A 21,999-nucleotide genomic window follows, 5' to 3' on the forward strand; every position below is an offset into this window, starting at 1 on the left:
GATTCCTGTGCCCGACGAGGCTGGCAGCGGGGCGCGGCCCCGGGCTAGCGGCGTACGGTTGATCCACGCCTACGACTTCTGGCTGACATGCCCGGATGTTCATCCCGAAGGAGGATGGGGAGCGAACCCGCAGGACAACTAGGGTGAGCGGCATGAATCGAGGCGACCGTCCGGTGGCCTGCCTCGCAGCGCCCACCCGATGGTCGTCCATGCGATGGTCGTCCATGCCCGCCGACGCGCTGCTGGCGGCCGTGGTCTTTCTTGCCACGCTCGGGCCTGGCCAGGTGCCGGCACGCGGCGAGCCGGGGCCGCTGCTGCTTCAGGTGGCCCTGGTGGTGCCCCTGGTGTGGCGGCGGCGCGCGCCGCTGACGGTGTTCTGCGTGATCGCGGCGGCGGCCGCGATCCAATGGGTCGCCGATGTGCAGCTTCCTGCCGACGCCTCGCTGCTGGTCGCCCTCTACACCGTCGGCGCGCGCTGCACCTGGCGGCGGACGCTGGTGGCCGGGCTCACGCTGGAGGCCGGAGCGCTGCTGGCCGCGGCGCGATGGGCGCCGCCCGGCCAGTTCCCGTTCACGGCGGCCGCGCTGACCGCGATGACCGCCGCCGCCCTCGCCACGGGCCTGTGGATGCGCGCCCGGCGGGCGTACGTCACCTCGCTGGAACACGACCGCGAGCAGCGGGCGCGGCTCGCCGTCGCCGAGGAACGCGCCCGGATGACCCGCGACATGCACGACATCGTCACCCACAACCTGTCGGTCATGGTGGCGCTGGCCGACAGCGCGGCGTATGTACGGCACGGCGCGCCGGAGCAGGCGGTGGCCGCGATGGAGCAGATCGCGGCCACCGGGCGGCAGGCCCTGGACGATATGCGACGCTCCCTCGGTGTCGGCGAGCAGGGCGAGCGCGGCGAGTTCGTCCGGCAGGACGGCGCGGGGCTGCATCCGGCGCCCGGTATCGCCGAGCTCGGTCCTCTTACCGCCAGGATGCGCGCGGCCGGGCTGCCAACCCGCCTGGAGGTGACCGGTGATCCGGAGGCGATCCCCGCCGTCGCCCAGCTCACCGTCTACCGGCTGGTCCAGGAGGCGCTGACGAACGCGCTCAGGCACGCCGCCGGGGCGACGGCCGAGGTGCGGGTCCGCCTGACGCCGCGGTGCGCCGCCGTGGAGGTCGTCGACGACGGCCGCCCGGGGCTCGCGCCTGGGGACGCCCACGGGCGGGGCCTGGTCGGCATGCGCGAGCGCATCTCCGCCTACGGCGGTACCCTCCATGCCGGTCCGCTGCCCGGCGGCGGCTGGCGGGTGGCGGCCAGCCTCGACATCGGCGGCGACAGGGCGGGGGAGGGCAGGGCGTGACGATCCGGCTGCTGATCGCCGACGATGAGTCGTTGCTGCGCATGGCGTTTCGCATGGTGTTCGAGGCCGAGCCGGACCTGGAGGTGGCGGGCGAGGCGGGCGACGGCGATGAGGCCGCCCGGATGGCCCGGCTGCTGCGTCCCGACGTCGTGCTGATGGATGTACGCATGCCAGGCATGGACGGGATCGAGGCCACCCGCAGGATCGTCAGGGACTCCCCGCGCTCGCGCGTGCTCATCCTGACCACCTTCGACCTGGACGAGTACGCCTTCGCCGGGCTGAAGGCCGGGGCCTCGGGCTTCCTGCCGAAGAACACACGGCCCGGGGACCTGCTGGCCGCGATCCGTAGCGTGGCGGCGGGTGAGGCCGCGGTCTCCCCGCGGATCACCCGCCGCCTGCTGGAGAAGTTCGCCCCCCTGCTCATGCCCGGTGTTCCCGAGCGCGACAGGCGGCTGGCGCTGCTCACCTCCCGCGAACGCGAGGTGCTGGTCCAGGTGGCGCGCGGGCTGTCGAACGCCGAGGTCGCCGCGGCGATGCGCCTGGCCGAGGCCACCGTGAAGACGCACCTCAGCCGGGTTCTGCTGAAGCTGGGGCTGCGGGACCGCGCGCAGGTCGTGGTCTTCGCCTACGAGAGCGGTCTCATCCGCCCGGCGACACCGCATGACGCGCGAGACGTCCGGTTCAGGCCGCCGCGACCGCCTCGATCTTCGGAATCGCGGTGATGTTCACGTCTGCTCCGGGATCATCTGGTGGGCGCTCGTGCCGACGTCCATGGCGGTGTAGTAGACGCAGGCCCGCTCGCCGTGGTTGGCGAAGGCGTGCACGCAGTCGCCCGCGTAGTAGAGGGCGTCGCCCTCGCCGAGCAGCACGTCGCGCCCGTCGAGGGTCACCGTCAGCGCGCCGGACTCCACCGCCACGTACTCGCGCGAGCCCGGCGCGTGCGGGGCGAAGGAGCCGACCGTGACGCCTGTGGGCACGGCGGTGCGGATGAACTCGAACTCCACTCCGGGCAGCGCCGGCGACAGGATCCGCCGCTCCCAGCCCGTACGGTCCTCGATGGCGCGCTGCTCGCCGCGTCGCAGCGTGATCACCCTGCCGGGCGGATGCTCGTCCAGCAGCCGCGCCACCGTGGTGCCGAGCGTGGTGGCCAGGGTTCAGAGGCGGTCGGCGTTGGCCGTGATGGCGGCGCGCAGGTAGTGGGACAGGCCCGGGGCGGCGGCGTCGACGGTGGCGGTGAAGCGGGGGTCGGCCACGTACAGCTCGCCCAGGCCGCGGTGGATGTCGGGGAGGCAGTCGTAGAACCAGCGAGTGATGTGCCCGCGGTGGCGCTCGGCCAGGTCCATCACCGCCTCGCCGTCGGCCGGCAGCCCCGCTTTCATCGCCGCCACCAGGTCGGCCGTGATCGCCGCAGCCTCGGCCCGCCACTGGAGCCAGTCGGCCTTGGTGTAGGCCGCCACCCGCCGCCTGCTCTGCGCGAACGCCTCGCTCGTGCCCCAGCGCCGCTCCGCCTCCTGCTCGTGATCTTCCGGGCGGAAGGCGCCGAATATCTCCAGGCGTTCCTCGGGGGTGAGCGTGATGTTCATGCTTCGCGCCTCCAGGGCGAGTTCGACGGCCGCCATCATGTCCCGCAGCCGTTCGAGGCGCCCGGCCAGCAGTTCGTGCTGGCGGCGCAGGTGCGTCAACTCGTCGGCGGTGGGATCGTCCAGGATCGCGGAGATCTCCTCCAGTCCGAAGCCCAGTTCGCGGTAGAACAGCACCTGCTGTAGTCGATCCAGGTCGGCGTCGGTGTAGCGCCGGTAGCCCGCCCTGCTCCGCTCGCCCGGCGACAGCAGACCGATCTCGTCATAGTGGTGCAGGGTGCGCACGGTGACTCCGGCCAGGCGCGACACCTGCCCGACGGACAGACTCATACCTGCCACCCTGCACCCTCACGCGGCGTCAGGCGCAACCGGCTGGACTCTCCCACCGGGGGAGAGACCATGCTTGAGGGCGTGAGCGAGGATCTGCTGCCGATCGGGCAGTTCGCCAGGCTGAGCCGGCTCAGCGTCAAACAGCTACGGCACTACGACGAGCTGGGGTTGCTACGCCCCGCACACGTCGATGCCGACACCGGCTACCGCTACTACCACCCCGAGCAGGCCCGCCAGGCGCTGTCGATCGGGCTGCTGCGCTCGATGGACGTGCCGCTGGCGGTGGTCGGCCAGGTCCTGTCCGGTACGGCGGGCGCGCTGGCCGGCGTCCGCGAGCACCTGGAGGCGGAACTCGCCCGCAGGCGCGCCACCCTGTCCGCCCTCGAACGCGTCATGGCCGAAGGCCTGCCCACCACGCCGGTTCACCTGACCCGCGAACCCACCACCCGCGCCGCCCTGCTCAAGCGCACCGCCTCCGGTCCCCAGGACATCGGCAGGGCCACCTCCGAGGCGGTCGCCGCCCTGCTGCCGCACCTGACGGAGGTACGGCTGGTTGGCCTGTTCCCCCTCGACTTCGGCGACGCGATCGAGATCACCGTCGCGGCCGTCACCGACCGGCCCGTCCCGGGCGCCGAACCCGGCGTGCTGCCCGGCGGCACCTTCGCCACCGCCACCCACGTCGGCCCCTACGACCAGATCTCGCTCACCGCCCACGCCCTGCTGGCCTGGTGCGCCGAGCGACGTCACCTGCCCCGCGGCCCGATCCGCGAGGTGTACGCCTCAGACCCGGCGAGCACGCCACCGGAGCGGCTCGTCACCCACCTGATGATCTCTGTGGAGGAGACATGACCCCAACCCTGGTCACCCACGGCCCCGTCACCTGCCTGAACGTCACCGGCCTCGGCGAACCCGGCGGCGCCGAGTACGGTTCGGCCGTCGCCGCCCTGTTCGCGGTCGCCGCGGCCCTGGACAGCCCGCCCGCGATGCTGGAGGGCCGCTGGTGGGTGGAGGACGAGCGGCCCCCCTTCGAGGTGCCGCGCGAGCAGTGGCGCTGGCACCTGATGCTCAACCTGCCCGCCGCCCCCGCGCCCGGCGCCGTGGAGCGGGCCCGCCTGCGGGCGCGCCCGGCCTCTGCGGCGGTCGAGCGGGTGCAGGTGGTCACCTACACCGAGGGAGAGTGCGTGGAGGCGCTGCACGAGGGGCCCTTCAGCACCGAGTACGTGACGCTGAAGCTCATGGAGGAGTTCATGACCGAGCACGGGCTGGAGGCCGCCGGACCGCATCACGAGCTGTACCTGACCCCGCCGGACGCCGCCGAACTCCGCACCCTGCTGCGCCAGCCGGTGGCTCCGCGCTGACCCGCCGGGCCCGGCCTTGACCTCGACCTCGATTGAGGTTGGAGGCTGGGTTCATGACGATCGAGGTGTGGGTGGATGTGATCTGCCCGTGGTGTTACCTGGCCAAGCGGCGCCTGGAGGCGGCTCTGCGCGAGAGCGGCGGCACGGGCGGAGTGCTGTGGCGCAGCTACGAACTGGTGCCCGAGGCCCCTGCCGTGCCGGGGCTGACGACGGTGGAGACGATGATCGGGTTCGGCGAGGACGGGCGGGAGGTGACGGCCAGGTTCGCCCGCATCAGGCGACTGGGCAGACAGGAGGGACTCACCCTGAACCTGCCCACCGCCCGCCCCGTCAACTCCTTCGACGCCCACCGGCTGATCCACCTGGCCGGCCGCTACGGCAGGCGCGGACAGGCGCTGGAGGCGGTCCTGCGCGCCTACCACACCGACAACCTCGACATCGCCGACCACGACGTCCTGGCCGGCCTCGCCGAGCAGGCGGGCCTGGACCCGGGGGAGGCCCGCCGCGCCCTGGCGCTCGGCGGGCCCCTCGCCGCCGAGGACCACCTGGGGGAGCTGGTGCGGGCCGACGAGCGGCGCGCGGCCGAACTCGGCGTGCGTGGGGTCCCGGCCTTCGTGCGCGGGGGAGAGGTGGTGGCCGCGGGCCTGCCGTCGCAGCAGGCGCTCACCGCGCTCCTGCTCGATCTCCATGAGGTCCGGGGCGAGGTCGCGGGCATGGCCGAGTCGTTCCCGGCCGCTGACGCTCAAGGGGACGTGCGCTCACCCCGGTGAGCTCGCCTTCTTGAGCGTCAGGGCAGGGTGAGCAGGCGGGGGCCGGAGTCGGTGACGGCGATGGTGTGCTCGGCGTGGGCGGCGCGGCTGCCGTCCCTGGTGCACATCGTCCAGCCGTCGGCCGCGATGCGGTAGCGGCCGTCACCGCCGGCGATGAACATCGGCTCGATGGCCAGGGCCAGGCCGGGGCGCAGCACCAGCCCCCGGCCCGGCCTGCCGTGGTTGGCCACGTGCGGGTCCTCGTGCATGGCCCGGCCGATGCCGTGGCCGCCGAAGTCGGCCGGCATGCCGTACCCGCCCTGGGCGGCGGTCTGGGCGATGGCGTGGGAGATGTCGCCGATCCTGTTGCCGGGCTGTGCCGCGGCGATGCCGGCGGCCAGCGCCTGTTCGGTGGCCTCGATGAGGGCCAGGTCTTCGGGGGAGGTGGCGCCGATGCCGAAGGAGATGGCGGCATCGCCGGTCCAGCCGTCCAGGTGGGCGCCGCAGTCGACGCTGAGCAGGTCGCCTTCGCGCAGCCGGTGGCGGGTGGGGATGCCGTGCACGATCGCGTCGTTGACCGAGGCGCAGATCACGCCGGGGAACGGGGTGGGGGCGAAGCCGGGCAGGTAGCCGAGGAAGGCGGGCTTGGCCCCGGCTTCGGCGATCACTGTGGCCGCCAGCTCGTCCAGTTCCAGCAGGCTCACGCCGGTGGCCGCGTGCTCGCGTACCGCCTGCAGCGCGCGGCCCACGATCCGGCCGGCTTCGCGCATGGCGTCGAGTTCGGTGTCAGTCTTGATCTCAACCATGAACGATAACTATACCGGTATTATTATCGATGTTGCTACGATGGCCCCATGGTCCGACCACCCCTCACCCCAGACGAGCGCCGCCGCGGCGAAGAACTCGGCCTCCTGCTGCGCCACGCCCGAGGCGAGCGCAGCATCGTCGAGGTCGCCGCCGCGGCGGGCATGTCCGCCGAAACCCTCCGCAAGATCGAGACCGGCCGCATCGCCACCCCCGCGTTCTTCACCATCGCGGCCCTGTCCAACGCGCTGGGCGTCTCCCTCGACCAGCTCGCCCTCCACCTGACCCCCGACCTGAGCCTGCCCGCCTGACCCCGCCCGCCGACGCGGGCCGACCGGCCGCGGACGCCCCGTCTACTGCGACGACAGGGCCAGCTTCACCCCGAAAGCGATCAGCGCCGTGCCGGTGACCCGGTCCACCGCCCGCCGTACGGCAGGGCGCTGCACCCAGGCGCGCACCAGCCCCGTCCCGAAGATCAGCAACGTGAACCAGGCCATGCCCTCCACGTTGTGCACCAGCGCCAGCAGCAGCCCCATCGCCAGCGGCGGCACGTCCGGCGGGATGAACTGCGGCAGCAACGCCACGTAGAACACGCCGATCTTCGGGTTCAGCAGGTTCGTCAGAGTCCCGCGCAGCCACGCCCGCCCGAGCCCGCCCGCACCGTCCTGCTCGACGGGCTCGGCCGCCCCCCGCCGCGCCTTGAGGATCATCGAGACGCCGAACCACACCATGTAGGCCGCGCCCGCGTACCGCAGCACCGTGTACGCCAGATGGGAGGCCGTCAGCAGCGCCGAGACCCCGACGGCCGCCGCCGCGCCCCACACCAGCACCCCGGTGTTGACCCCCAGCGCGGTCGCGAACGCCTGCCCGCGCCCCTGCGTCACGGCCGAGCGCAGCACCAGCGCCGTGTCCAGGCCGGGAACGATCGTGAGGAACCCGGCCACCACCGCGAAAGACAACAGAGCAGACGTCATACCGCAAACCCTACGGTTGGGCGCGAGGCTGTTTCAGCAGGGGATGGGCGCGCATCGCCACCTCCAGCTCACCGGGCAGCTCGTCGCGGTACCGCCCCAGCGTGGCGAGATCACTGTGGCCCAGCACCCGCCGCACCGCGTCCATGTCGACCGCGTCGGCCAGCAGGTGCGTGGCCGTGGTGTGCCGCAGGCCGTGCGGGGTCACCGTACGCCGCTGGCCGGGCTCGACCCGGCGCTGCACCCGGTCGATCACCGCCTGCACGTCCCCCCTGGCCAGCCGCCTGCCCCGCCACGACAGCAGCAGCGCCTTGTCCTCACCGGCCGGCCGGTCGCGCCGCAGGTAGCCCTCCAGCACCTCGGCCACCTGCGCCGGCAGCGGCACGTCGCGCGTCTTGCCGCCCTTGCCGAAGATGCGCCAGTAGCGCACCCCGTCGTTGGTGTAGAAGTCCTCCACGTTGGCCCGCACCAGCTCCGACACCCGGGGACCCATCGTCGACAGCAGCAGCACGATCAGCGCGTCACGCGCCTGCACCCGCTGGTCGCTGCGCGGACGCCGGCCCCCGCCCGGCTCCACGCCCGCCTCAGGGGAGGCCGACGCCATCGTCCGCGCCGCCCCGATCAGGCCCTGCGCCTGCTCGCGGGTCAGCGCCCGCCGCTCGGCCCGCAGCCCGCCGCGCTCCCTGGCGCTGACCGTCGCCGACGCCATCGGATTGATCTGCACCCAGCCCGCCAGCGTCGCGTGCTTGAACAGCGCCGAGATCGAGCGCCGGAACCTGGCCTGGGAGGAGGCGCTCTGCAACGCCCCCGTCGGCCGCACCCGCCGCCCGTCGGGCTTGCGGGCGAAGGCCAGCAGAATCGCGTCCACATCCTCACCGGTCAGATCGTCGAGCACCGCCCCCGGCCCGGCCAGCGCCACCAGCGTCGCCACATCACGCGCGTAGAGCTCGGCCGTGGCCGCCGACAGCGCCCCGGTCAGCGTCTTGGCGCGCACCAGCTCCACATAGCGGTCGCCCGCCTCCTGCACGGTCAGCCGGTTGAGCCTCGCAGGCCGCATGCCCCTCCTCGCCCAGGGAAAGATCCGTCCTCGACCGTACCGAGCCGCACCGACAAAATCGGGAACATGACCGTCTACGAAACCCCGAGACTCCAGATCCGTCCCTGGACGCACGCGCCTGCCGACCTCGACCGGCTCGCCGACATCTACACCCGCCCCGAGGTCACCCGCTGGCTGCCGCCCTTCACCCTGGAACCCGCCCAGATCGTGGAGCGCTGGCAGGCCCGCAGCCAGGGCGTCTACGGGGTGTGGGCCATCCACCCGGCCGGGGAGCCGGCGCCGGTGGGCACGGTGCTGCTCGCGCCGCTGCCCAACGGGGACGGCGAAGTCGAGGTCGGCTGGCACCTGCACCCCGCCCACTGGGGCCACGGCTACGCCACCGAGGCCGCCCGCGGCGCGCTGGAACGGGGTTTCGCCTCGGGCCTGGCGGAGATCTACGCCGTCGTCATGCCCGGCAACACCGCCTCCCAGGCGGTCTGCGCCCGCCTGGGCATGAGCGCGCTCGGACCGATGCGCCGCTGGTACGACACGGACCTGGAAACCTTCAGGATCAGCACCACCTGAGACGAGCGTGACGACCCCGACACGGAGAGTAGCCTTCACCGCATGCCGCACATCGCCATGGTCAGCATCCCGGCCCCCGGGCACGTCAACCCCAGCCTGGAGGTGATCAGGGAACTCGTCGCCCGAGGCCACCGCGTCACCTACGCCAACGACCCCTCTTACCGCGACATCGTCACCGCCACCGGCGCCGAACTCGTGCCCTGCCCCTCGCTGCTGCCGCACGGCGACCAGACCTGGCCCGAGGACACCGTCGCCCAACTCGACCTGTTCCTGCGCGACAACGTCGCGATGACCCCGCGCCTGCGCGCCTTCTACGACCGCGACCGGCCCGAGCTGTTCCTGTACGACATCGCCGGCGCGCCCGCCCGCGTCCTGGCCGCCAACTGGGGCCTGCCCTCCATCCAGCTCTCACCTACCTACGTCGCCTGGCGCGGATACGAGCAGGACATGGCGCCGGTCATCGACGCCCTCGCCGCCACCCCCGAGGGCGCCGACCACTTCCGGCGTTGCGAACAGTGGCTGGCCGGCGAGGGCGTCCGCGACACCACCCACGCCGACTTCGTCGGCCGCCCCGAACGCTGCCTGGCGCTCATCCCGCGCGCCCTGCAGCCGCACGCCGACCGCGTCGACGAGGACGTCTACACCTTCATCGGCCCCTGCTTCGCCGAAGGCGCCCGCCAAAGCGAGTGGAGGCGCCCCGAAGGCGCCGCCAAGGTGCTGCTCATCTCCCTCGGCTCCACCTTCACCGACCAGCCCGCCTTCTACCGCGACTGCCTGGCCGCCTACGGCGACCTGCCCGGCTGGCACGTCGTGCTGCAGATCGGCCGGCACGTCGACCCCGCCGACCTCGGACCCGTCCCCGCCAACACCAGCCTGCACCGCTGGGTGCCCCAGCTCGACATCCTGCGGCGCGCCGACGCCTTCCTCACCCACGCCGGCATGGGCGGCGCCGCCGAGGGCCTGTCCTGCGGCCTGCCCATGATCGCCGTACCGCAGGCTGTCGACCAGTTCTCCAACGCCGACCGCCTGGTGGAACTCGGCGTCGCCCGCCGCCTGGACACCGCCCAGGCCACCCCCGCCGCCCTGCGCCAGGCCCTGCTCGACCTCACCGGCGACCCCGAGGTCGCCCGGCGCGGCGCCGACCTGCGGGCACAACTGCGTGAGGCCGGCGGCACCAGACGCGCCGCCGACCTCATCGAAGAGCGCCTGGCCCGCTAGATGTCGCGGAAGGTCTCGATCCGCGCCCCCAGCGCGTTCAGCCGCTCGGCCAGATCCTCATACCCGCGGTTGATCACGTACACGTTGCGCAGCACCGAGGTGCCCTCGGCCGCCATCATCGCCAGCAGCACCACCACCGCCGGCCGCAGCGCCGGCGGGCACATCATCTCCGCCGACCGCCACCGCGTCGGGCCCTCCACCAGCACCCGGTGCGGATCCAGCAGCTTCACCCCCGCGCCGAGCCGGGTCAGCTCGGTCAGATAGATCGCCCGGTTGTCGTAGACCCAGTCATGGATCAGCGTCGAGCCCTGCGCCGTCGCCGCGATCGCGGCGAAGAACGGCACGTTGTCGATGTTCAGCCCGGGGAACGGCATCGGATGGATCTTGTCGATGGGGGAGCGGAGCTTGGACGGACGCACCGTCAGGTCCACCAGGCGGGTGCGCCCGTTGGCCGCCGCGTACTCCGGCGTGCGGTCGTGGTCGAGCCCCATCTCCTCCAGCACCGCCAGCTCGATCTCCAGGAACTCCACCGGCACCCGGCAGATCGTCAGCTCCGAGGAGGTCACCACCGCCGCCGCCAGCAGGCTCATCGCCTCCACCGGATCCTCCGACGGCGCGTAGTCCACGTCCCGCTCGATGAACGGCACCCCGTGCACCGTCAGCGTCGTGGTGCCGACCCCCTCGACCTTCACCCCGAGCTGCTCCAGGAAGAAGCACAGGTCCTGCACCATGTAGTTGGAGGAGGCGTTGCGGATCACCGTCACCCCGTCGTGCCGCGCCGCCGCCATCAGCGCGTTCTCCGTCACCGTGTCGCCCCGCTCGGTCAGCACGATCGGCCGCTCGGGCACCACCCGCCGATCCACCCGCGCGTGGTAGGTGCCGCCCGTCGCGGTGATCTCCAGCCCGAACGGTCGCAGCGCGCTCATGTGCGGCTGCACGGTGCGCGTCCCCAGATCACACCCGCCCGCGTACGGGATGCGGAAGTGACCGGTGCGATGCATCAGCGGCCCCAGGAACATGATCACGCTCCGGGTACGGCGCGCCGCCTCGGTGTCCATCGCCTCCAGGTCCAGCCGCGCCGGGGGCACGATCTCCAGATCGTTGCCCCCGTTGATCCAGCGCGCCCGCACCCCGATCGAGGCCAGCACCTCCAGGATGCGGTACACCTCCTCGATGCGCGCCACGTTGCGAAGCGTGGTGCGCCCGGAGTTCAGCAGCGAGGCGCACAGCAGCGCCACGCACGCGTTCTTGCTCGTCTTGACATCGATGCTGCCCGACAGGCGCCGCCCGCCCACCACCCGCAGATGCATCGGCCCCGCGTAGCCGAGCGAGACGATCTCGCTGTCCAGGGCCTCACCGATCCGGGCGATCATCTCAAGACTGATGTTCTGATTGCCCTTTTCGATACGATTTACAGCACTCTGGCTCGTCGCCAACGCCTCCGCCAACTGCAGCTGGGTCCACCCCCGATGCTGACGCGCGTCCCTGATAAGCCTGCCGATCCGCACAAGGTAGTCGTCTGCCACAACAGGCAAACATATCTCACATATGAGATGCATCTGCGGAACGGGGGACCCAACCGGCACGCGAGTCGCACTAACCCCGATGCACCGCCAGATGCTCCGGCGTCACCTCAGCCCGCGCCTTCGACACGAAAGCCCGCCGCGCCGCCGCGAACCCGTGCCGATCGTCGAACATGTCCCTGCTCATCTCCGCCAGCTCCTCGACCCGGTACGCCTCCAGCGGCTTGCGAAGCTCGTCGGCGGCCCGCCCCTCCTGCTTGACCGCCAGCAACTCCTCGAAATCCGGCCGCTTGGCCAGCCGCACCGCGTACTCCAGCACCGACTCCTCAAAACGCGCCCGCGAACCGCCCGCCACCCCGTCGGCGAGCCCCATCGCCATCGCCTGCTCGGCCCCCACCGGCAGGCACGCCGAGGTCAGCTCCGCCGCCCGCTCGGCCCCCACCCGCCGCGGCAGCACATACGTCCAGTACTCCGACCCGAACAACCCCATCGTGCGATAGTGCGGATTCAACACCACACCCTCACGAACCAGCACATGATCGGCCCCGAGCGCCAGCATCACCCCGCCCGCGCCCGCGTTACCCCCGACCGACGCCACCACCAGCTGCTCCTGGCACTCGATGATCTCCCGGCACACCGCGTTGACCGCGTTGATGTTCGTCCACGCCTCCAGCTCCGGATGGCGCGCCGCCTCGATCACGTTCAGGTGGATGCCGTTGGAGAACACCTCGCCGCCGCGCACGACCAGCACCCGGGTGTCCTGCCGTACCGCGTAACGCAACGCCGACACCAGCCGCCGGCACTGCTCACTCGACATCGCCCCGTTGTAGAAGTCGAACCCGAGCACCCCCACCAGCCCGGAACGCCGATAGGTGATCTCCCGGTACCCCGCCCCCTCACCCGACAGCCTCGGCCGCTCCGCCTCCGGCACCCCCGCGAGCCGCCCGCCCAGCACCAGCGTCGCCGGCAACTTCACCGACCCCTTGTACTCCGCCCGCAGATGCCCCACCCACACCGACCCGTCACCGGTGTGCACCAGCACCGCACCGGCCCGCCGCGCGGCCACCGTACCCGGCGCCCCCGACAGGGACGGGCCCTCGAACGCGTCGAACACCCGCACCGGCACCCCGCACAGCAGCGCCCGCGCCCCCGGCGAGCCGTCGGCCGCCCTGATCCTGCGCAGCACCCGCGCCGTCGACTCCGCCCAGGAGAACTCCCGCTCGGCCATCCGCATCGACGGCCGCAGCCGCCCCCACACCTCCGGCCGGCCGTAGTCCAGCGGCGCGGGCTCGAAGTCCGGATCGGCCGCCTTGCCCACCACCTCCAGCACCAGCTCCACCGCCGCGTCGGCCACCGGCCCGTTGTACAGGCTGCTCTTGCGCGGCGCCTCCTCGCCCAGCCGCAGCGCCCGCGACCCCCAGACCGGGCCCGCGTCCATCTCCTCCACCGCCTGCAGCGCCGTCACCCCCCAGCGCGCCTCAGCGTCGGTGATCGCCCAGTCCAGCGACGAGGGCCCGCGATCACCGGGCGGCCCCGGGTGGATGATGATCGTGCGATGCTCGCGCCAGACCCCCTCCGGCACCCGCTCGCGCAGGAACGGGCAGACCACCAGATCCGGCTTGGCCAGCGCCACCGCCTCGAGCATCACCTGCGCCGACAGCGCCAGCTCCACGCTCACCTCGTGCCCCTCCTCACGCAGGGCCAGCCACGCCCGCTGGGTGAGACCGTTGAACGCCGAACACAGCAGCAACACACGCACAAGACTTCCTTCGTACGGCCGGGCGCCCGCGAACGAACACCGCCGTACGGCAGGCCGGGGGAGAGGCACCCGGGAACTGACAACGGCACAGATCTTGACACGCACCAGCAAAGTTACGCGACAAATCGGTGCAAAAACCTGGAGTTCCGGGCCAGCCCACAATTCTCTTTCCGCACCGGCACCCAGCACAAGATCCTTACCCTGACACCCACATGATTGGCTGGAACACGTGAAAACCCTCCGGCGCGACTGGACCGAACTCCCCGACCTCATGCGCCACGAACTCGAACACCGACTGGGCTCCGCGATCCGCCACTTCGACGAACGCCAAGGCGGCTTCTCCTACGGCGTCCTCGGCGTCGCCACCCTGCACACCGGCGAACAGGTGTTCATCAAAGCCGTCCACACCGACGCCGCCAACGCACGCGACTACCGCGCCGAGACGACCGTCGCCCCCCGCCCTGCCCCAGGCGATCCCCACCCCACGCCTGCGCTTCGCCTGCGAGAAGGCCGACTGGCTCCTGCTCTGCTTCGACCTCGCCCCCGGCGCCCTGCCCCGCCAACCATGGCTACCCGCCGAACTGTCCGCCGCCCTCGACACACTCACCGTGTGCGCCCGCGAACTGACCCCCACACCGACGATCCCCGACCTGCCGACCCTGGCCGAGCAGATGACCGGACGCTGCGAAACCTGGCGCGCACTGGAACACCACGGCACCCACGGCCCGCTCACCATCGACGACCTCGGCCCCTGGGAACGCCGGAACCTGCCCCGGCTCGCCGCCACCGAAGCCGTCTGGACCGACCTCGTCGTCGGCGACACCCTCCTGCACTTCGATCCGCGCTACGACAACATCCTCATCAGCCCGGACGGCACAGCCCGCCTCGTCGACTGGGGACGCGCCTGCACCGGCCCCGCCTGGGCCGACCCGGTCTGCCTGCTCCTGCAGTCCGACCTGGGCGACCTTGACCCCGAACCGATCCTCGCCGACCACCCCACCGGCCGAAACGCCCACCCCGAACACCTCGACGCCTTCCTCGTCGCCCTGGCCGGCTACTGGACCCACACCGCCGCACTTCCCGGACTCCCGCACGCCCGACGAGCGACCATCACCTGGCTCCGACACCGCTGGACCTGAACCACCACGACCACGTACAGACGGACATCACCGATAGGAGTCGATGAGCCGGGCGAGGTGCCTCCCGGCGATCTCCAGCGGAGCCTCGCTCTGTGAAACCTGCGCGGACATCTCCGCGCCCTCCAACGTGTTGATCACCGTGTGGGCCAGATCGTGGGCGACGTCCTCGGCGAAGCCGCACCGGCGGAGCTTGTCGCGCACCAGCGTGCGCCAGTTCTCGAAGGCCTCCTCGGCGGCCCGCTGGATGTCGGGGACGAGCCCCGCGCTCTCCAACGCCGCAGTGGTGATGGGACAACCGTCGAGCCAGCCGGACTCACGCAGGCCCGAGGCCAGCTCCCGGGCGCAGGCGATGATCGCCTCACCCGGATCGTCCACCCGCTCGAGCGCGGTACGCAGCAGCTCGGCGAACTCCCTGTCCCCGTGGTGGATCGCCTCGACCGCAAGCTCCCGCTTGCCGCCGGGGAAGAAGTGGTACACCGAGCCGAGCGTGGCCTCGGCCTCCCGGGAGATCTCCTTGAGGCCGGTCGCCCCGTATCCCTGCCGCTGCATCAGCCGGGAGGTCGCCCGGACGATCCGCTCCCGAGTACCGATCTCATGCTTGGTCGCCATACCCCCAAGCCTAGTGGGTAGAGCGTTCGTTTTAGAGCCGTGCTAGTGTCCTTCTACTAGTTAGAGCGTTCGTTTTAGTCCGCGAGGGAGAACACAATGCCCACCAAGACCGTGACCGTGATCGGCCTGGGCCCCATGGGGCAGGCGATGGCCAACACCTACCTGGACAACGGCTACACCGTGACCGTCTGGAACCGCACAGCCAGCCGAGCAGACCACCTGGTGGCACGCGGCGCCGAACGCGCGCAGACCGTCGAGGCCGCGCTGACCGCCAACGACCTGGTGGTGCTGAGCCTGACCGACTACGACGCGATGTACGCCACCCTGCGGCAAGCACCCACCACCGCCCTGGCCGGCCGTACCGTGGCCAACCTCACCTCCGACACCCCCGACCAAGCCCGCCAGGCGGCCACATGGATGGCCGAGCGCGGCGCCGTACAGATCACCGGCGGCGTCCAGGTGCCACCCCCCGGCATCGGCCGGCCAGGAGCCGAGACCTACTACAGCGGCCCCAAGGACGCGATCGAAACCCACCGATCCGCCCTGGAAGTGCTGACCGACATCGACTACCTCGGCGAAGACCCCGGCCTGGCGGCCCTGTACTACCAGATCGGCATGGACATGTTCTGGACAGGCCTGCTCAGCTACCTGCACGCCCAAGCGGTGGCGGAAGCCAACGGCATCTCAGCGGAGCGCTTCCTCCCCAACGCCGCCAAAACCATGGACTTCCGCTACTTCCTCGAGTTCTACGCCCCGCGCATCGACGCCGGCAACCACCAGGGCGACGTCGACAGGCTGACCATGGGCGTCGCCAGCCTGGAACACGTCCTGCACACCGTGCAGGCATCCGGCGTGGACGACTCCCTGCCGGCGACCGTCCTGGACATCTTCCGCCGCGGCGTCGCCGCAGGACACGGCCACGACAGCCTCACCAGCCTGATCAAGGTGCTGAAGCGATAACGCCACACCCAGCCAGAGCGGCTCGAACCAAGAATCATCATCAGTACGGCCTGAGCCACACGCATCGAGACCGGCGAACGCGACGCAACAGAAGGGGCCGATCGGACGAGTACGTCCGATCGGCCCCACTCATTTTCAAAGGGCTCCCGCTCGACGATCAGCCCATCCCCGGGTCATCCGACGACGGCCTACGGCCTTGATGGCGATCTTCTAGCCCTCGGCGGCGGGAAGGATCGATCAGGAGCACGGCGGACGGTAGTCCGGCGTCACGTCGGTGTGACCACTGCAGGACGTGTGCCCCGGAGCCTGGTCGTTCCTCATCTTGTTCCAGACGTCAGCCTCTGCCTTGTTACGGGCGTCGGCTTCCGCCTTGTTACGGGCGTCTGCCTCGGCCTTGTTCTTGGCGTCGGCGTAAGCGTCGGCCCAAGCCTTGTTCCGCGCGTCAGCCTCCGCCTTGTTACGAGCGTCGGCTTCCGCCTTGTTCTTGGCGTCGGCGTAAGCGTCGGCCCAAGCCTTGTTCCGCGCGTCAGCCTCCGCCTTGTTACGAGCGTCAGCCTCGGCCTTGTTACGAGCGTCCGCGTCCGCGTCCGCGTCCGCGTCGGCGTATGCCTTGTTCCGCGCGTCAGCCTCGGCCTTCTGACGGGCGTCTGCCTCGGCCTTGTTCTTGGCGTCGGCGTAAGCGTCGGCCCAAGCCTTGTTCCGCGCGTCAGCCTCGGCCTTCTGACGAGCGTCAAGGTCGGCCTTGTTCCGCGCGTCCGCGTCAGCGTCAGCCTCGGCCTTGTTACGCGCCTCAGCCTCCGCCTTCTGACGAGCGTCAGCCTCGGCCTTCTGACGGGCGTCTGCCTCGGCCTTGTTCTTGGCGTCGGCGTAAGCGTCGGCCCAAGCCTTGTTCCGCGCGTCAGCCTCGGCCTTCTGACGAGCGTCAAGGTCGGCCTTGTTCCGCGCGTCCGCGTCAGCGTCAGCCTCGGCCTTGTTACGCGCCTCAGCCTCCGCCTTCTGACGAGCGTCAGCGTCAGCGTCGGCGTCGGCCTTGTTGCGAGCCTCGGCCTCCGCCTTCTGACGCGCCTCGGCCTCTGCCTTCTGGCGAGCCTCGGCGTCGGCCTTGTTACGCGCCTCTGCCTCGGCCTCCTGCTTCTGCTTGGCGACAGCGTCGGCGACGCTGTCGGAGGCGGCGGAGGTGTCGAGGTTGAAGCTGACGTTCTGGTTAAGGGTCTGCGACTGGTTCTGCAGCTGGCTCTGCAGCTGGCGCTGGAACTGACGCTGGTTCGCGGTCTGCCTCTGGACCTGGTGCAGCAGCTGCCGCTGCCAGACGGCCGCCCTGCTGCCGCCGCCGCAGTTCCTTCTGCCGCAGCCGCCGCAGCCGACGCCGTGGCAGGTGTCCCAGCTGCTGACGGCATTGGTGTTGGCGACGCTGGCTGCCGTGGCGGCGGTCGCTGCGCCAAGGCCGACAGCTCCGGTGGCCAGCATGGAGCCGCCGACGGCGACTGCTGCCACGACGCCCTTGAGCTTGTTCATTGCGTGGTTCCCCCTGAAAAGACTTTCTTGCCCCATCATGGACATTCGCCAAATGACTGGAAAACGCCCCCGATAATCCTGAAAGGACCATCCTGCGCACACCCTAGATATCCCGCCGATCAAGGTGTAAACGGACGTTATCCGCTTCTTTTGCGCAACTAGCTGCTTGTTTGACTGGGGCGTCTTTGCCTTCGGCGTACACAAGCCTCCGGCGAGGCGCAGGGGTGCCATATTTGCCGCGTTCCATGGCAGTCACTAAGCAAGCCGCGACTGTAAACGTTCACTCGCGGAACCGGGCAATTCATATGATTCGCTTAGCGCGCTCTTTTCCTCTTACCTCTCGCGCTTGACTTATAGGGGCGATTCGGGCGAAGTGGACCTACGGGGGAGGGGACGGGCAGGTCTCGACCCTGGGGGCGACACGCTCACCTGTGCAGACGCGCCCATGGCGACGGCCGCCGCCATGGGATGCCGAATCGTCGACAGGGCAGCCGATCAGCCAGGTGATGGCGCTGCGGCCCTGAGGGGTCCCCACTCTTCTGACTCGTTTATCGAGTCCATCGGTCCGCCGCGACGGCAGCCTTGGCGAGCATCGCTCGCGTAGATGCACGAGCACATGCTGGAGTTGCACAAAAGGGACCAATAGCCCATGGAGTGGAATACATCAAGATCCACAGCGAATCTTCGTAAATACGGGAGAGCTTCACAAGGACCCACCTTCGTTTATCTGGATCCGCTATCCCGAAATAACGGGCGAACGCTATTTATTGGCGATTCTGTCGTGACAGAAACCCTGGCAGGGGAGTGGAGGGCAAAGTGGCGATCGCCCCGGCGGCGAAAAGACCATATATCCATCGTTTTGCACGCTTTGGTAAACGATGGCAGGGGTTCGGCAGCCTGCCTGCTGCTCAGGCTGCGGATCGCGTCGCATACCGGGTCGCAGAGAAGGCCATCCAGACCGTGTCGCAGATGACGAGAAGGCCGGCCACCCGAAGGGCGGGCGTCGCTACGCCGTGCCCGACCGACGACCACGCGCATACCGGGTGCACTCCGAGTCAAGACGGCAACGCTAAACCATACAGAATTCACCTTCTGTATGGTTTAGGTCATGTTTGTCCCGGTTCAGAGTTTTCTGACGAAGCGGGAGGCGGCGCGGTGGCTCATGCCGGTTTCGCCGCGTACCAGGAAGACGGCTTCCTGGATCTGGCCCGTCGCCTTCAGCTCGCGGGCCTGCTCGGTCACGTCGGGGGCGGGGGTCAGCAGGCGATTGCGGGGATTCCCGGTCAGCCGTACGGCCAGCATGATCAGCCAGATGATCGCCGCGGTCACCACGACGCTGAGCAGGATGAGGCCAGGAGTGGAGATCGCCAAGGCGGGCATGCGTCGATCGTATCGCCGCATTAGCCGTCTGTGACGGGCCTTCACTCACCGGATGTGAACACGCGATGCCTCGCGGGGTCCGGGTGAGCCGACCCGGATAGAGGGAACGTCAGAGGCTGCGGACGAACAGTTCGGCCTCGTCCTGGCCCATGCCGGTTTCGCCGCGTACCAGGTGGACGGCCTGTTCTTCGCGGCCGTCGGCCTTCAGTTCGCGTACGCGGGTGGCCAGGTCGCCTCGGGGGGCGGGTCGCGGGCCGGACAGCCTGGCGAGTGCGGGATGGCCGCCGATGGCGCGGCCCTGCGCGATGCCGTCGACCAGGTTCTTGGCGTCCTTGAGGCCGAGGCCGGTGTGGTCGCGCAGCACCTTGATCGCGGTGACCTTCTTGCCCTGGGCGACGAGGTCGCCGAGCAGGCGCTCCAGTTCGGGAGCCGACATGGCGTGCCCGACGCTCGCGACGACGATCGTCGGTCTCGCGCTGTTGCGCCGGACCGCGACGATGATGACCGTGACGATGGCTACCGCGATGAGTACAAAGAAGACGAGCAGTTCCACGGTTCCGAGGGTCGGCATGCCTCGGATGGTAATCGTTGCCCCTGACTAGCGGCGATCACTTTCGGTGTTTGGTGATTGCTTGATAATGAACATTATGTCAAGTAGACCCGATCGGGGTGGTCCCCTCTACCGGCTAAGGCATGGGTTCGATGTCGATCTCGGGCCAGAGGGCTCGGAGCGGGTACGGCTCCGCGGTGAGGACCGGCCAGCCGCGGCTCCTGGCGGCCTGGACGACCGATGCCGCGGTCAGGGCCGCCGGGCTGGAGCTCCCGGCGGGGCGAAGTGTCTCCGCGAAGGCCGAGGCCGAGGTTCGGGTGAGCTCGCCGGTGACGCAGCCGTTCCGGCCGATCCGCCGCACTCCCCCGGGCGCCTGGGACTCGGGGACCGGCGTTCGAGTGCCGCGGCCGTGAGAGTACGGTGACCTGACACGACCGCTCCCCCGATTCTCGCGACATGACCTGCTCGCCAAGGCACCCTGGATATTACGGTCACGGGTGGGGTCTCCCCCGCCTGATGGGTGGCGGTTCCGGGTGGGACGGCGCATAGTGGTCTGGGAGCTGGGTGGGGTGGATGGTTGAGACGGGGGTAGGCGTTGTGGCGTGATGGGCGGGGGGCACTCCCCCGCGCTGCATGACGGGCGGCATGACGCCTGGTTGAAATACCGACTCGGAATGATTTGCTCGTTTTACGCTGGATGCCTGCTACGGCGCTGGAAGGGAAGCACACGTGGGGAACGAATCGATTTTGTGCCAGGTGTGTACGGGGGTCCTGCCCGCGACCGGCAAGGAAGCCTATACACCCGCGCGTGGACGGTTGATCCTGTCCAACGGCTACTGCGAGGGCGGGTGCGCCGAGCGTGAGCCGCAGGCGCTCCCCCAGCCGCAGGTGCTGAGGCAGGGCCCGCCGCCCCAGGAGCCGGTACGGCAGGCGCCGATGCCGCGGGCGGTGCGGCTGCCGGGGTGAGTCAGTTCTCTTCCGAGGTGTGCCAGTAGTCGCGGGTCTCGGCGGCGAGTCCTTCGGAGGCGAAGACGCAGCCCGCGAGCGTGGTGGGGCGGCGTCCATGGTCCAGGGCGTGGACGCGGAACTCGCCGGGTAGCCCCGGTGCATTACTGCACCGGGGCCCCCTCAGAACCGTGCGTGCCACTCGTCGCGGCACACGGCTCAAGCAAGCCGCGATGGGCGGTTCAGGTGTGCTGTGCTGGGCTCCTGCGTAGTCGGGCGAGGTATCCGCGATGGCAGGAGGTGTGAACAAGGCGGGTCTGGCCATCGCCGGTTGGGCCGGGTCGTCCGTGGTGCGTGAGGTAGTCGGCTGCTATCGCGCGCCGGACGACGTGTAGCCACCATCGCGCCCATTGTTCGGGCGACTCAGGTGGCTGGTCGGCGGTGATCAAGTGGTCCCCGCAGAGCGAGCAGCAGCCTTCCTGCTTGGTGAGCAGGCGGAGGCTGTAGCGATCGAGCGGAGGCTTGACCCGAGTGCGCCGCTTGGCCCAGTACTCGGCCAGGGCAGGGTCATCGGGGGATGCTCGGCCCAGGACGAGCGTGTGCCGGACGATGGGGGTCCAGGCGAACTTGGTGAGGTAGGCGCCGGTTTCCCGGTCTCCGAACACCCACCGGTCGTTCCTGAACTTGTTGAACTTGCCGAAGTACCGGTCGACGATCCAGCGCCTCGGCTTGTTCGGGTGGCCGCATTTGGCCCACTTGAAAGTGAGCCTCCATACGTAGTTGTCCAGGGCGGTGAACACCTTGGACGAGACCATGCCACGGTAGTAGGCGGCCCAGCCCCGCACGATGGGGTCGAGCCGGGCGATGACCGCCAGCGCGTTCGAGCCGCGCAGGCTGCGCGCCTCGGCCGCGAGCCGCAGCTTCAACCGTTTGACCGCCGAGGGACTCGGTGTGGTCAGCGTCTTGCCGTTGGGATAGCGGCGAATGAGGACGCCCAGGAACTCGAACCCCTCGGTGAGGTGAACGATGCGGGTCTTGTCTTCGTTGAAGATCAGACCCCTGGGCTTCAGCCACTCGGCAAGACGCGCCTTGACCTGCTCGGCCTGCTGCTTGGAATGGCAGAGCGCGATCATGTCGTCGGCGTAGCGGACCACGATCGGGCATCCCGCCACCGTCTCCCCGGCGTGATCGCCGTCAGTGCGGTAGCGGACCCCGGCGGCTTCCTCCAGCCCGTGCAACGCCACGTTCATCAGGCACGGGGAGATCACGCCGCCTTGAGGGGTGCCCTCGTCGGTCGGTGAGAATCCCGTGCCCGTCTCGAACACCCCGGCTTTCAGCCAGTCCCGGATCATGTCCCTGGCGGGGAACGACCCGATGGACTCCAGCAGCCGGGCGTGGTCGATACGATCGAAGGCCGCCGCCAGGTCCGCGTCCAGTACCCACATCCGTTTCGCCAGCTTCTGGCTGGTGGCCTGGAAGATGGACTGGATCGCGTCCTGGCAGCTTCGGCCCGGCCGGAACCCATAGGAGCGAGGCTCGAACCGGGCTTCCCACTCGGGTTCCAGCGCGTTGCGGACCCGTGCCTGGTGACACCGGTCCATGATCACTGGTATGCCGAGGGGGCGGAGCTTGGCGG

At 70.1% G+C, this 21,999-nt stretch carries 25 protein-coding genes and 1 pseudogene; 11 read left to right on the forward strand and 15 right to left on the reverse strand.

Annotated elements, in window-relative coordinates; genetic code table 11:
* The first annotated feature begins 152 nt into the window (after positions 1–152).
* Both ABZ911_RS26570 and ABZ911_RS26575 read left to right on the forward strand, forming a co-directional pair.
* Positions 153–1,352: a histidine kinase gene (locus tag ABZ911_RS26570; RefSeq protein WP_358061251.1), complete on the forward strand. Its 1,200-nt coding sequence runs from the start codon at positions 153–155 to the stop codon at positions 1,350–1,352.
* Positions 1,349–2,074, forward strand: coding sequence for a response regulator transcription factor (locus ABZ911_RS26575; protein ID WP_358061254.1), 726 nt, complete (start codon positions 1,349–1,351; stop codon positions 2,072–2,074). The genes ABZ911_RS26570 and ABZ911_RS26575 overlap by 4 nt, the downstream gene beginning before the upstream one ends.
* Positions 2,075–2,077: 3 nt before the next feature.
* Here the strand turns inward: ABZ911_RS26575 and ABZ911_RS26580 are convergent, their stop codons facing one another.
* A complete protein-coding gene (locus ABZ911_RS26580; RefSeq protein ID WP_358061257.1) occupies positions 2,078–2,479 on the reverse strand; it encodes a cupin domain-containing protein in 402 nt (133 codons plus the stop codon).
* A gap of 27 nt (positions 2,480–2,506) precedes the next feature.
* A complete protein-coding gene (locus ABZ911_RS26585; protein WP_358061260.1) occupies positions 2,507–3,262 on the reverse strand; it encodes a MerR family transcriptional regulator in 756 nt (251 codons plus the stop codon).
* A gap of 81 nt (positions 3,263–3,343) precedes the next feature.
* Between ABZ911_RS26585 and ABZ911_RS26590 the strand changes: the two genes are divergently transcribed.
* Genes ABZ911_RS26590 through ABZ911_RS26600 form a run of 3 tightly spaced genes read left to right on the forward strand, consistent with a single transcriptional unit; the run spans position 3,344 to position 5,390 of the window.
* On the forward strand, positions 3,344–4,111 hold the full coding sequence (locus ABZ911_RS26590; protein WP_358061263.1) for a MerR family transcriptional regulator: 768 nt from the start codon (positions 3,344–3,346) through the stop codon (positions 4,109–4,111).
* Positions 4,108–4,620, forward strand: coding sequence for a GyrI-like domain-containing protein (locus ABZ911_RS26595; protein ID WP_358061266.1), 513 nt, complete (start codon positions 4,108–4,110; stop codon positions 4,618–4,620). The genes ABZ911_RS26590 and ABZ911_RS26595 overlap by 4 nt, the downstream gene beginning before the upstream one ends.
* A gap of 53 nt (positions 4,621–4,673) precedes the next feature.
* Positions 4,674–5,390, forward strand: coding sequence for a DsbA family oxidoreductase (locus ABZ911_RS26600; protein WP_358061269.1), 717 nt, complete (start codon positions 4,674–4,676; stop codon positions 5,388–5,390).
* A gap of 17 nt (positions 5,391–5,407) precedes the next feature.
* On the opposite strand, the gene map is transcribed toward ABZ911_RS26600, so the two are convergent.
* On the reverse strand, positions 5,408–6,175 hold the full coding sequence (gene map / locus ABZ911_RS26605; protein WP_358061272.1) for a type I methionyl aminopeptidase: 768 nt from the start codon (positions 6,173–6,175) through the stop codon (positions 5,408–5,410).
* 48 nt (positions 6,176–6,223) lie between these two features.
* Here map and ABZ911_RS26610 point away from each other — a divergent pair, with 48 nt between their 5' ends.
* A complete protein-coding gene (locus ABZ911_RS26610; protein ID WP_358061275.1) occupies positions 6,224–6,484 on the forward strand; it encodes a helix-turn-helix transcriptional regulator in 261 nt (86 codons plus the stop codon).
* 42 nt (positions 6,485–6,526) lie between these two features.
* On the opposite strand, the gene ABZ911_RS26615 is transcribed toward ABZ911_RS26610, so the two are convergent.
* Both ABZ911_RS26615 and ABZ911_RS26620 read right to left on the reverse strand, forming a co-directional pair.
* On the reverse strand, positions 6,527–7,147 hold the full coding sequence (locus tag ABZ911_RS26615) for a LysE family translocator (RefSeq protein ID WP_358061277.1): 621 nt from the start codon (positions 7,145–7,147) through the stop codon (positions 6,527–6,529).
* A 10-nt stretch (positions 7,148–7,157) separates the two neighbouring features.
* A complete protein-coding gene (locus ABZ911_RS26620; protein ID WP_358061280.1) occupies positions 7,158–8,201 on the reverse strand; it encodes a tyrosine-type recombinase/integrase in 1,044 nt (347 codons plus the stop codon).
* A 66-nt stretch (positions 8,202–8,267) separates the two neighbouring features.
* On the opposite strand from ABZ911_RS26620, the gene ABZ911_RS26625 reads away from it, so the two are divergent.
* Both ABZ911_RS26625 and ABZ911_RS26630 read left to right on the forward strand, forming a co-directional pair.
* Positions 8,268–8,765, forward strand: a complete 498-nt coding sequence (locus ABZ911_RS26625) for a GNAT family N-acetyltransferase (protein ID WP_358061282.1) — start codon at positions 8,268–8,270, stop codon at positions 8,763–8,765.
* A 42-nt stretch (positions 8,766–8,807) separates the two neighbouring features.
* Positions 8,808–9,983 carry a macrolide family glycosyltransferase gene (locus ABZ911_RS26630; protein WP_358061285.1) on the forward strand — a complete coding sequence of 392 codons (1,176 nt, stop codon included), beginning with the start codon at positions 8,808–8,810 and terminating at the stop codon, positions 9,981–9,983.
* Here ABZ911_RS26630 and ABZ911_RS26635 read toward each other — a convergent pair.
* The 3 genes from ABZ911_RS26635 to ABZ911_RS26645 all read right to left on the reverse strand — a co-directional run bounded on the left by ABZ911_RS26635 (position 9,980) and on the right by ABZ911_RS26645 (position 13,671).
* Complete coding sequence (locus ABZ911_RS26635; protein WP_358061287.1) at positions 9,980–11,542, reverse strand: UDP-N-acetylglucosamine 1-carboxyvinyltransferase; 1,563 nt, start codon at positions 11,540–11,542, stop codon at positions 9,980–9,982. The two genes, ABZ911_RS26630 and ABZ911_RS26635, sit on opposite strands and share 4 nt — an antisense overlap.
* A gap of 37 nt (positions 11,543–11,579) precedes the next feature.
* Positions 11,580–13,265 (reverse strand): enoyl-CoA hydratase-related protein, encoded by a 1,686-nt coding sequence (locus tag ABZ911_RS26640; RefSeq protein WP_358061290.1) that lies wholly within the window; start codon positions 13,263–13,265, stop codon positions 11,580–11,582.
* A gap of 196 nt (positions 13,266–13,461) precedes the next feature.
* Positions 13,462–13,671, reverse strand: coding sequence for a hypothetical protein (locus ABZ911_RS26645; RefSeq protein ID WP_358061293.1), 210 nt, complete (start codon positions 13,669–13,671; stop codon positions 13,462–13,464).
* A 67-nt stretch (positions 13,672–13,738) separates the two neighbouring features.
* On the opposite strand from ABZ911_RS26645, the gene ABZ911_RS26650 reads away from it, so the two are divergent.
* Positions 13,739–14,404 (forward strand): phosphotransferase, encoded by a 666-nt coding sequence (locus ABZ911_RS26650; protein ID WP_358061331.1) that lies wholly within the window; start codon positions 13,739–13,741, stop codon positions 14,402–14,404.
* 27 nt (positions 14,405–14,431) lie between these two features.
* On the opposite strand, the gene ABZ911_RS26655 is transcribed toward ABZ911_RS26650, so the two are convergent.
* A complete protein-coding gene (locus ABZ911_RS26655; RefSeq protein WP_358061296.1) occupies positions 14,432–15,013 on the reverse strand; it encodes a TetR/AcrR family transcriptional regulator in 582 nt (193 codons plus the stop codon).
* 96 nt (positions 15,014–15,109) lie between these two features.
* Between ABZ911_RS26655 and ABZ911_RS26660 the strand changes: the two genes are divergently transcribed.
* Entirely contained in the window at positions 15,110–15,973 is an 864-nt protein-coding gene (locus ABZ911_RS26660) for an NAD(P)-binding domain-containing protein (protein ID WP_358061299.1), read from the forward strand.
* A gap of 237 nt (positions 15,974–16,210) precedes the next feature.
* Here ABZ911_RS26660 and ABZ911_RS26665 read toward each other — a convergent pair whose 3' ends face one another.
* The 4 genes and pseudogenes from ABZ911_RS26665 to ABZ911_RS26680 all read right to left on the reverse strand — a co-directional run bounded on the left by ABZ911_RS26665 (position 16,211) and on the right by ABZ911_RS26680 (position 19,779).
* Positions 16,211–17,488 (reverse strand): hypothetical protein, encoded by a 1,278-nt coding sequence (locus ABZ911_RS26665; protein ID WP_358061302.1) that lies wholly within the window; start codon positions 17,486–17,488, stop codon positions 16,211–16,213.
* Positions 17,489–18,610: 1,122 nt separating this feature from the next.
* Positions 18,611–18,868 (reverse strand): hypothetical protein, encoded by a 258-nt coding sequence (locus ABZ911_RS26670; protein WP_358061304.1) that lies wholly within the window; start codon positions 18,866–18,868, stop codon positions 18,611–18,613.
* A gap of 310 nt (positions 18,869–19,178) precedes the next feature.
* Positions 19,179–19,439: pseudogene (locus ABZ911_RS26675) on the reverse strand (ribosomal protein L7/L12); the annotation flags it as partial.
* 115 nt (positions 19,440–19,554) lie between these two features.
* Positions 19,555–19,779 carry a hypothetical protein gene (locus ABZ911_RS26680; RefSeq protein ID WP_358061307.1) on the reverse strand — a complete coding sequence of 75 codons (225 nt, stop codon included), beginning with the start codon at positions 19,777–19,779 and terminating at the stop codon, positions 19,555–19,557.
* A 395-nt stretch (positions 19,780–20,174) separates the two neighbouring features.
* Here ABZ911_RS26680 and ABZ911_RS26685 point away from each other — a divergent pair, with 395 nt between their 5' ends.
* The gene (locus ABZ911_RS26685) at positions 20,175–20,384 is read left to right on the forward strand and encodes a hypothetical protein (protein WP_358061310.1); all 210 of its coding nucleotides are present in this window, start codon (positions 20,175–20,177) and stop codon (positions 20,382–20,384) included.
* Between the two features lies 1 nt (position 20,385).
* Here the strand turns inward: ABZ911_RS26685 and ABZ911_RS26690 are convergent, their stop codons facing one another.
* Both ABZ911_RS26690 and ABZ911_RS26695 read right to left on the reverse strand, forming a co-directional pair.
* On the reverse strand, positions 20,386–20,565 hold the full coding sequence (locus ABZ911_RS26690) for a hypothetical protein (protein WP_358061313.1): 180 nt from the start codon (positions 20,563–20,565) through the stop codon (positions 20,386–20,388).
* A 40-nt stretch (positions 20,566–20,605) separates the two neighbouring features.
* Positions 20,606–21,999 (reverse strand): reverse transcriptase domain-containing protein (locus tag ABZ911_RS26695; RefSeq protein ID WP_358061316.1); only part of this gene is annotated, 1,394 nt, incomplete at its 5' end.

The organism is Nonomuraea sp. NPDC046570 (genome assembly GCF_040645915.1).
GTDB lineage: Bacteria > Actinomycetota > Actinomycetes > Streptosporangiales > Streptosporangiaceae > Nonomuraea.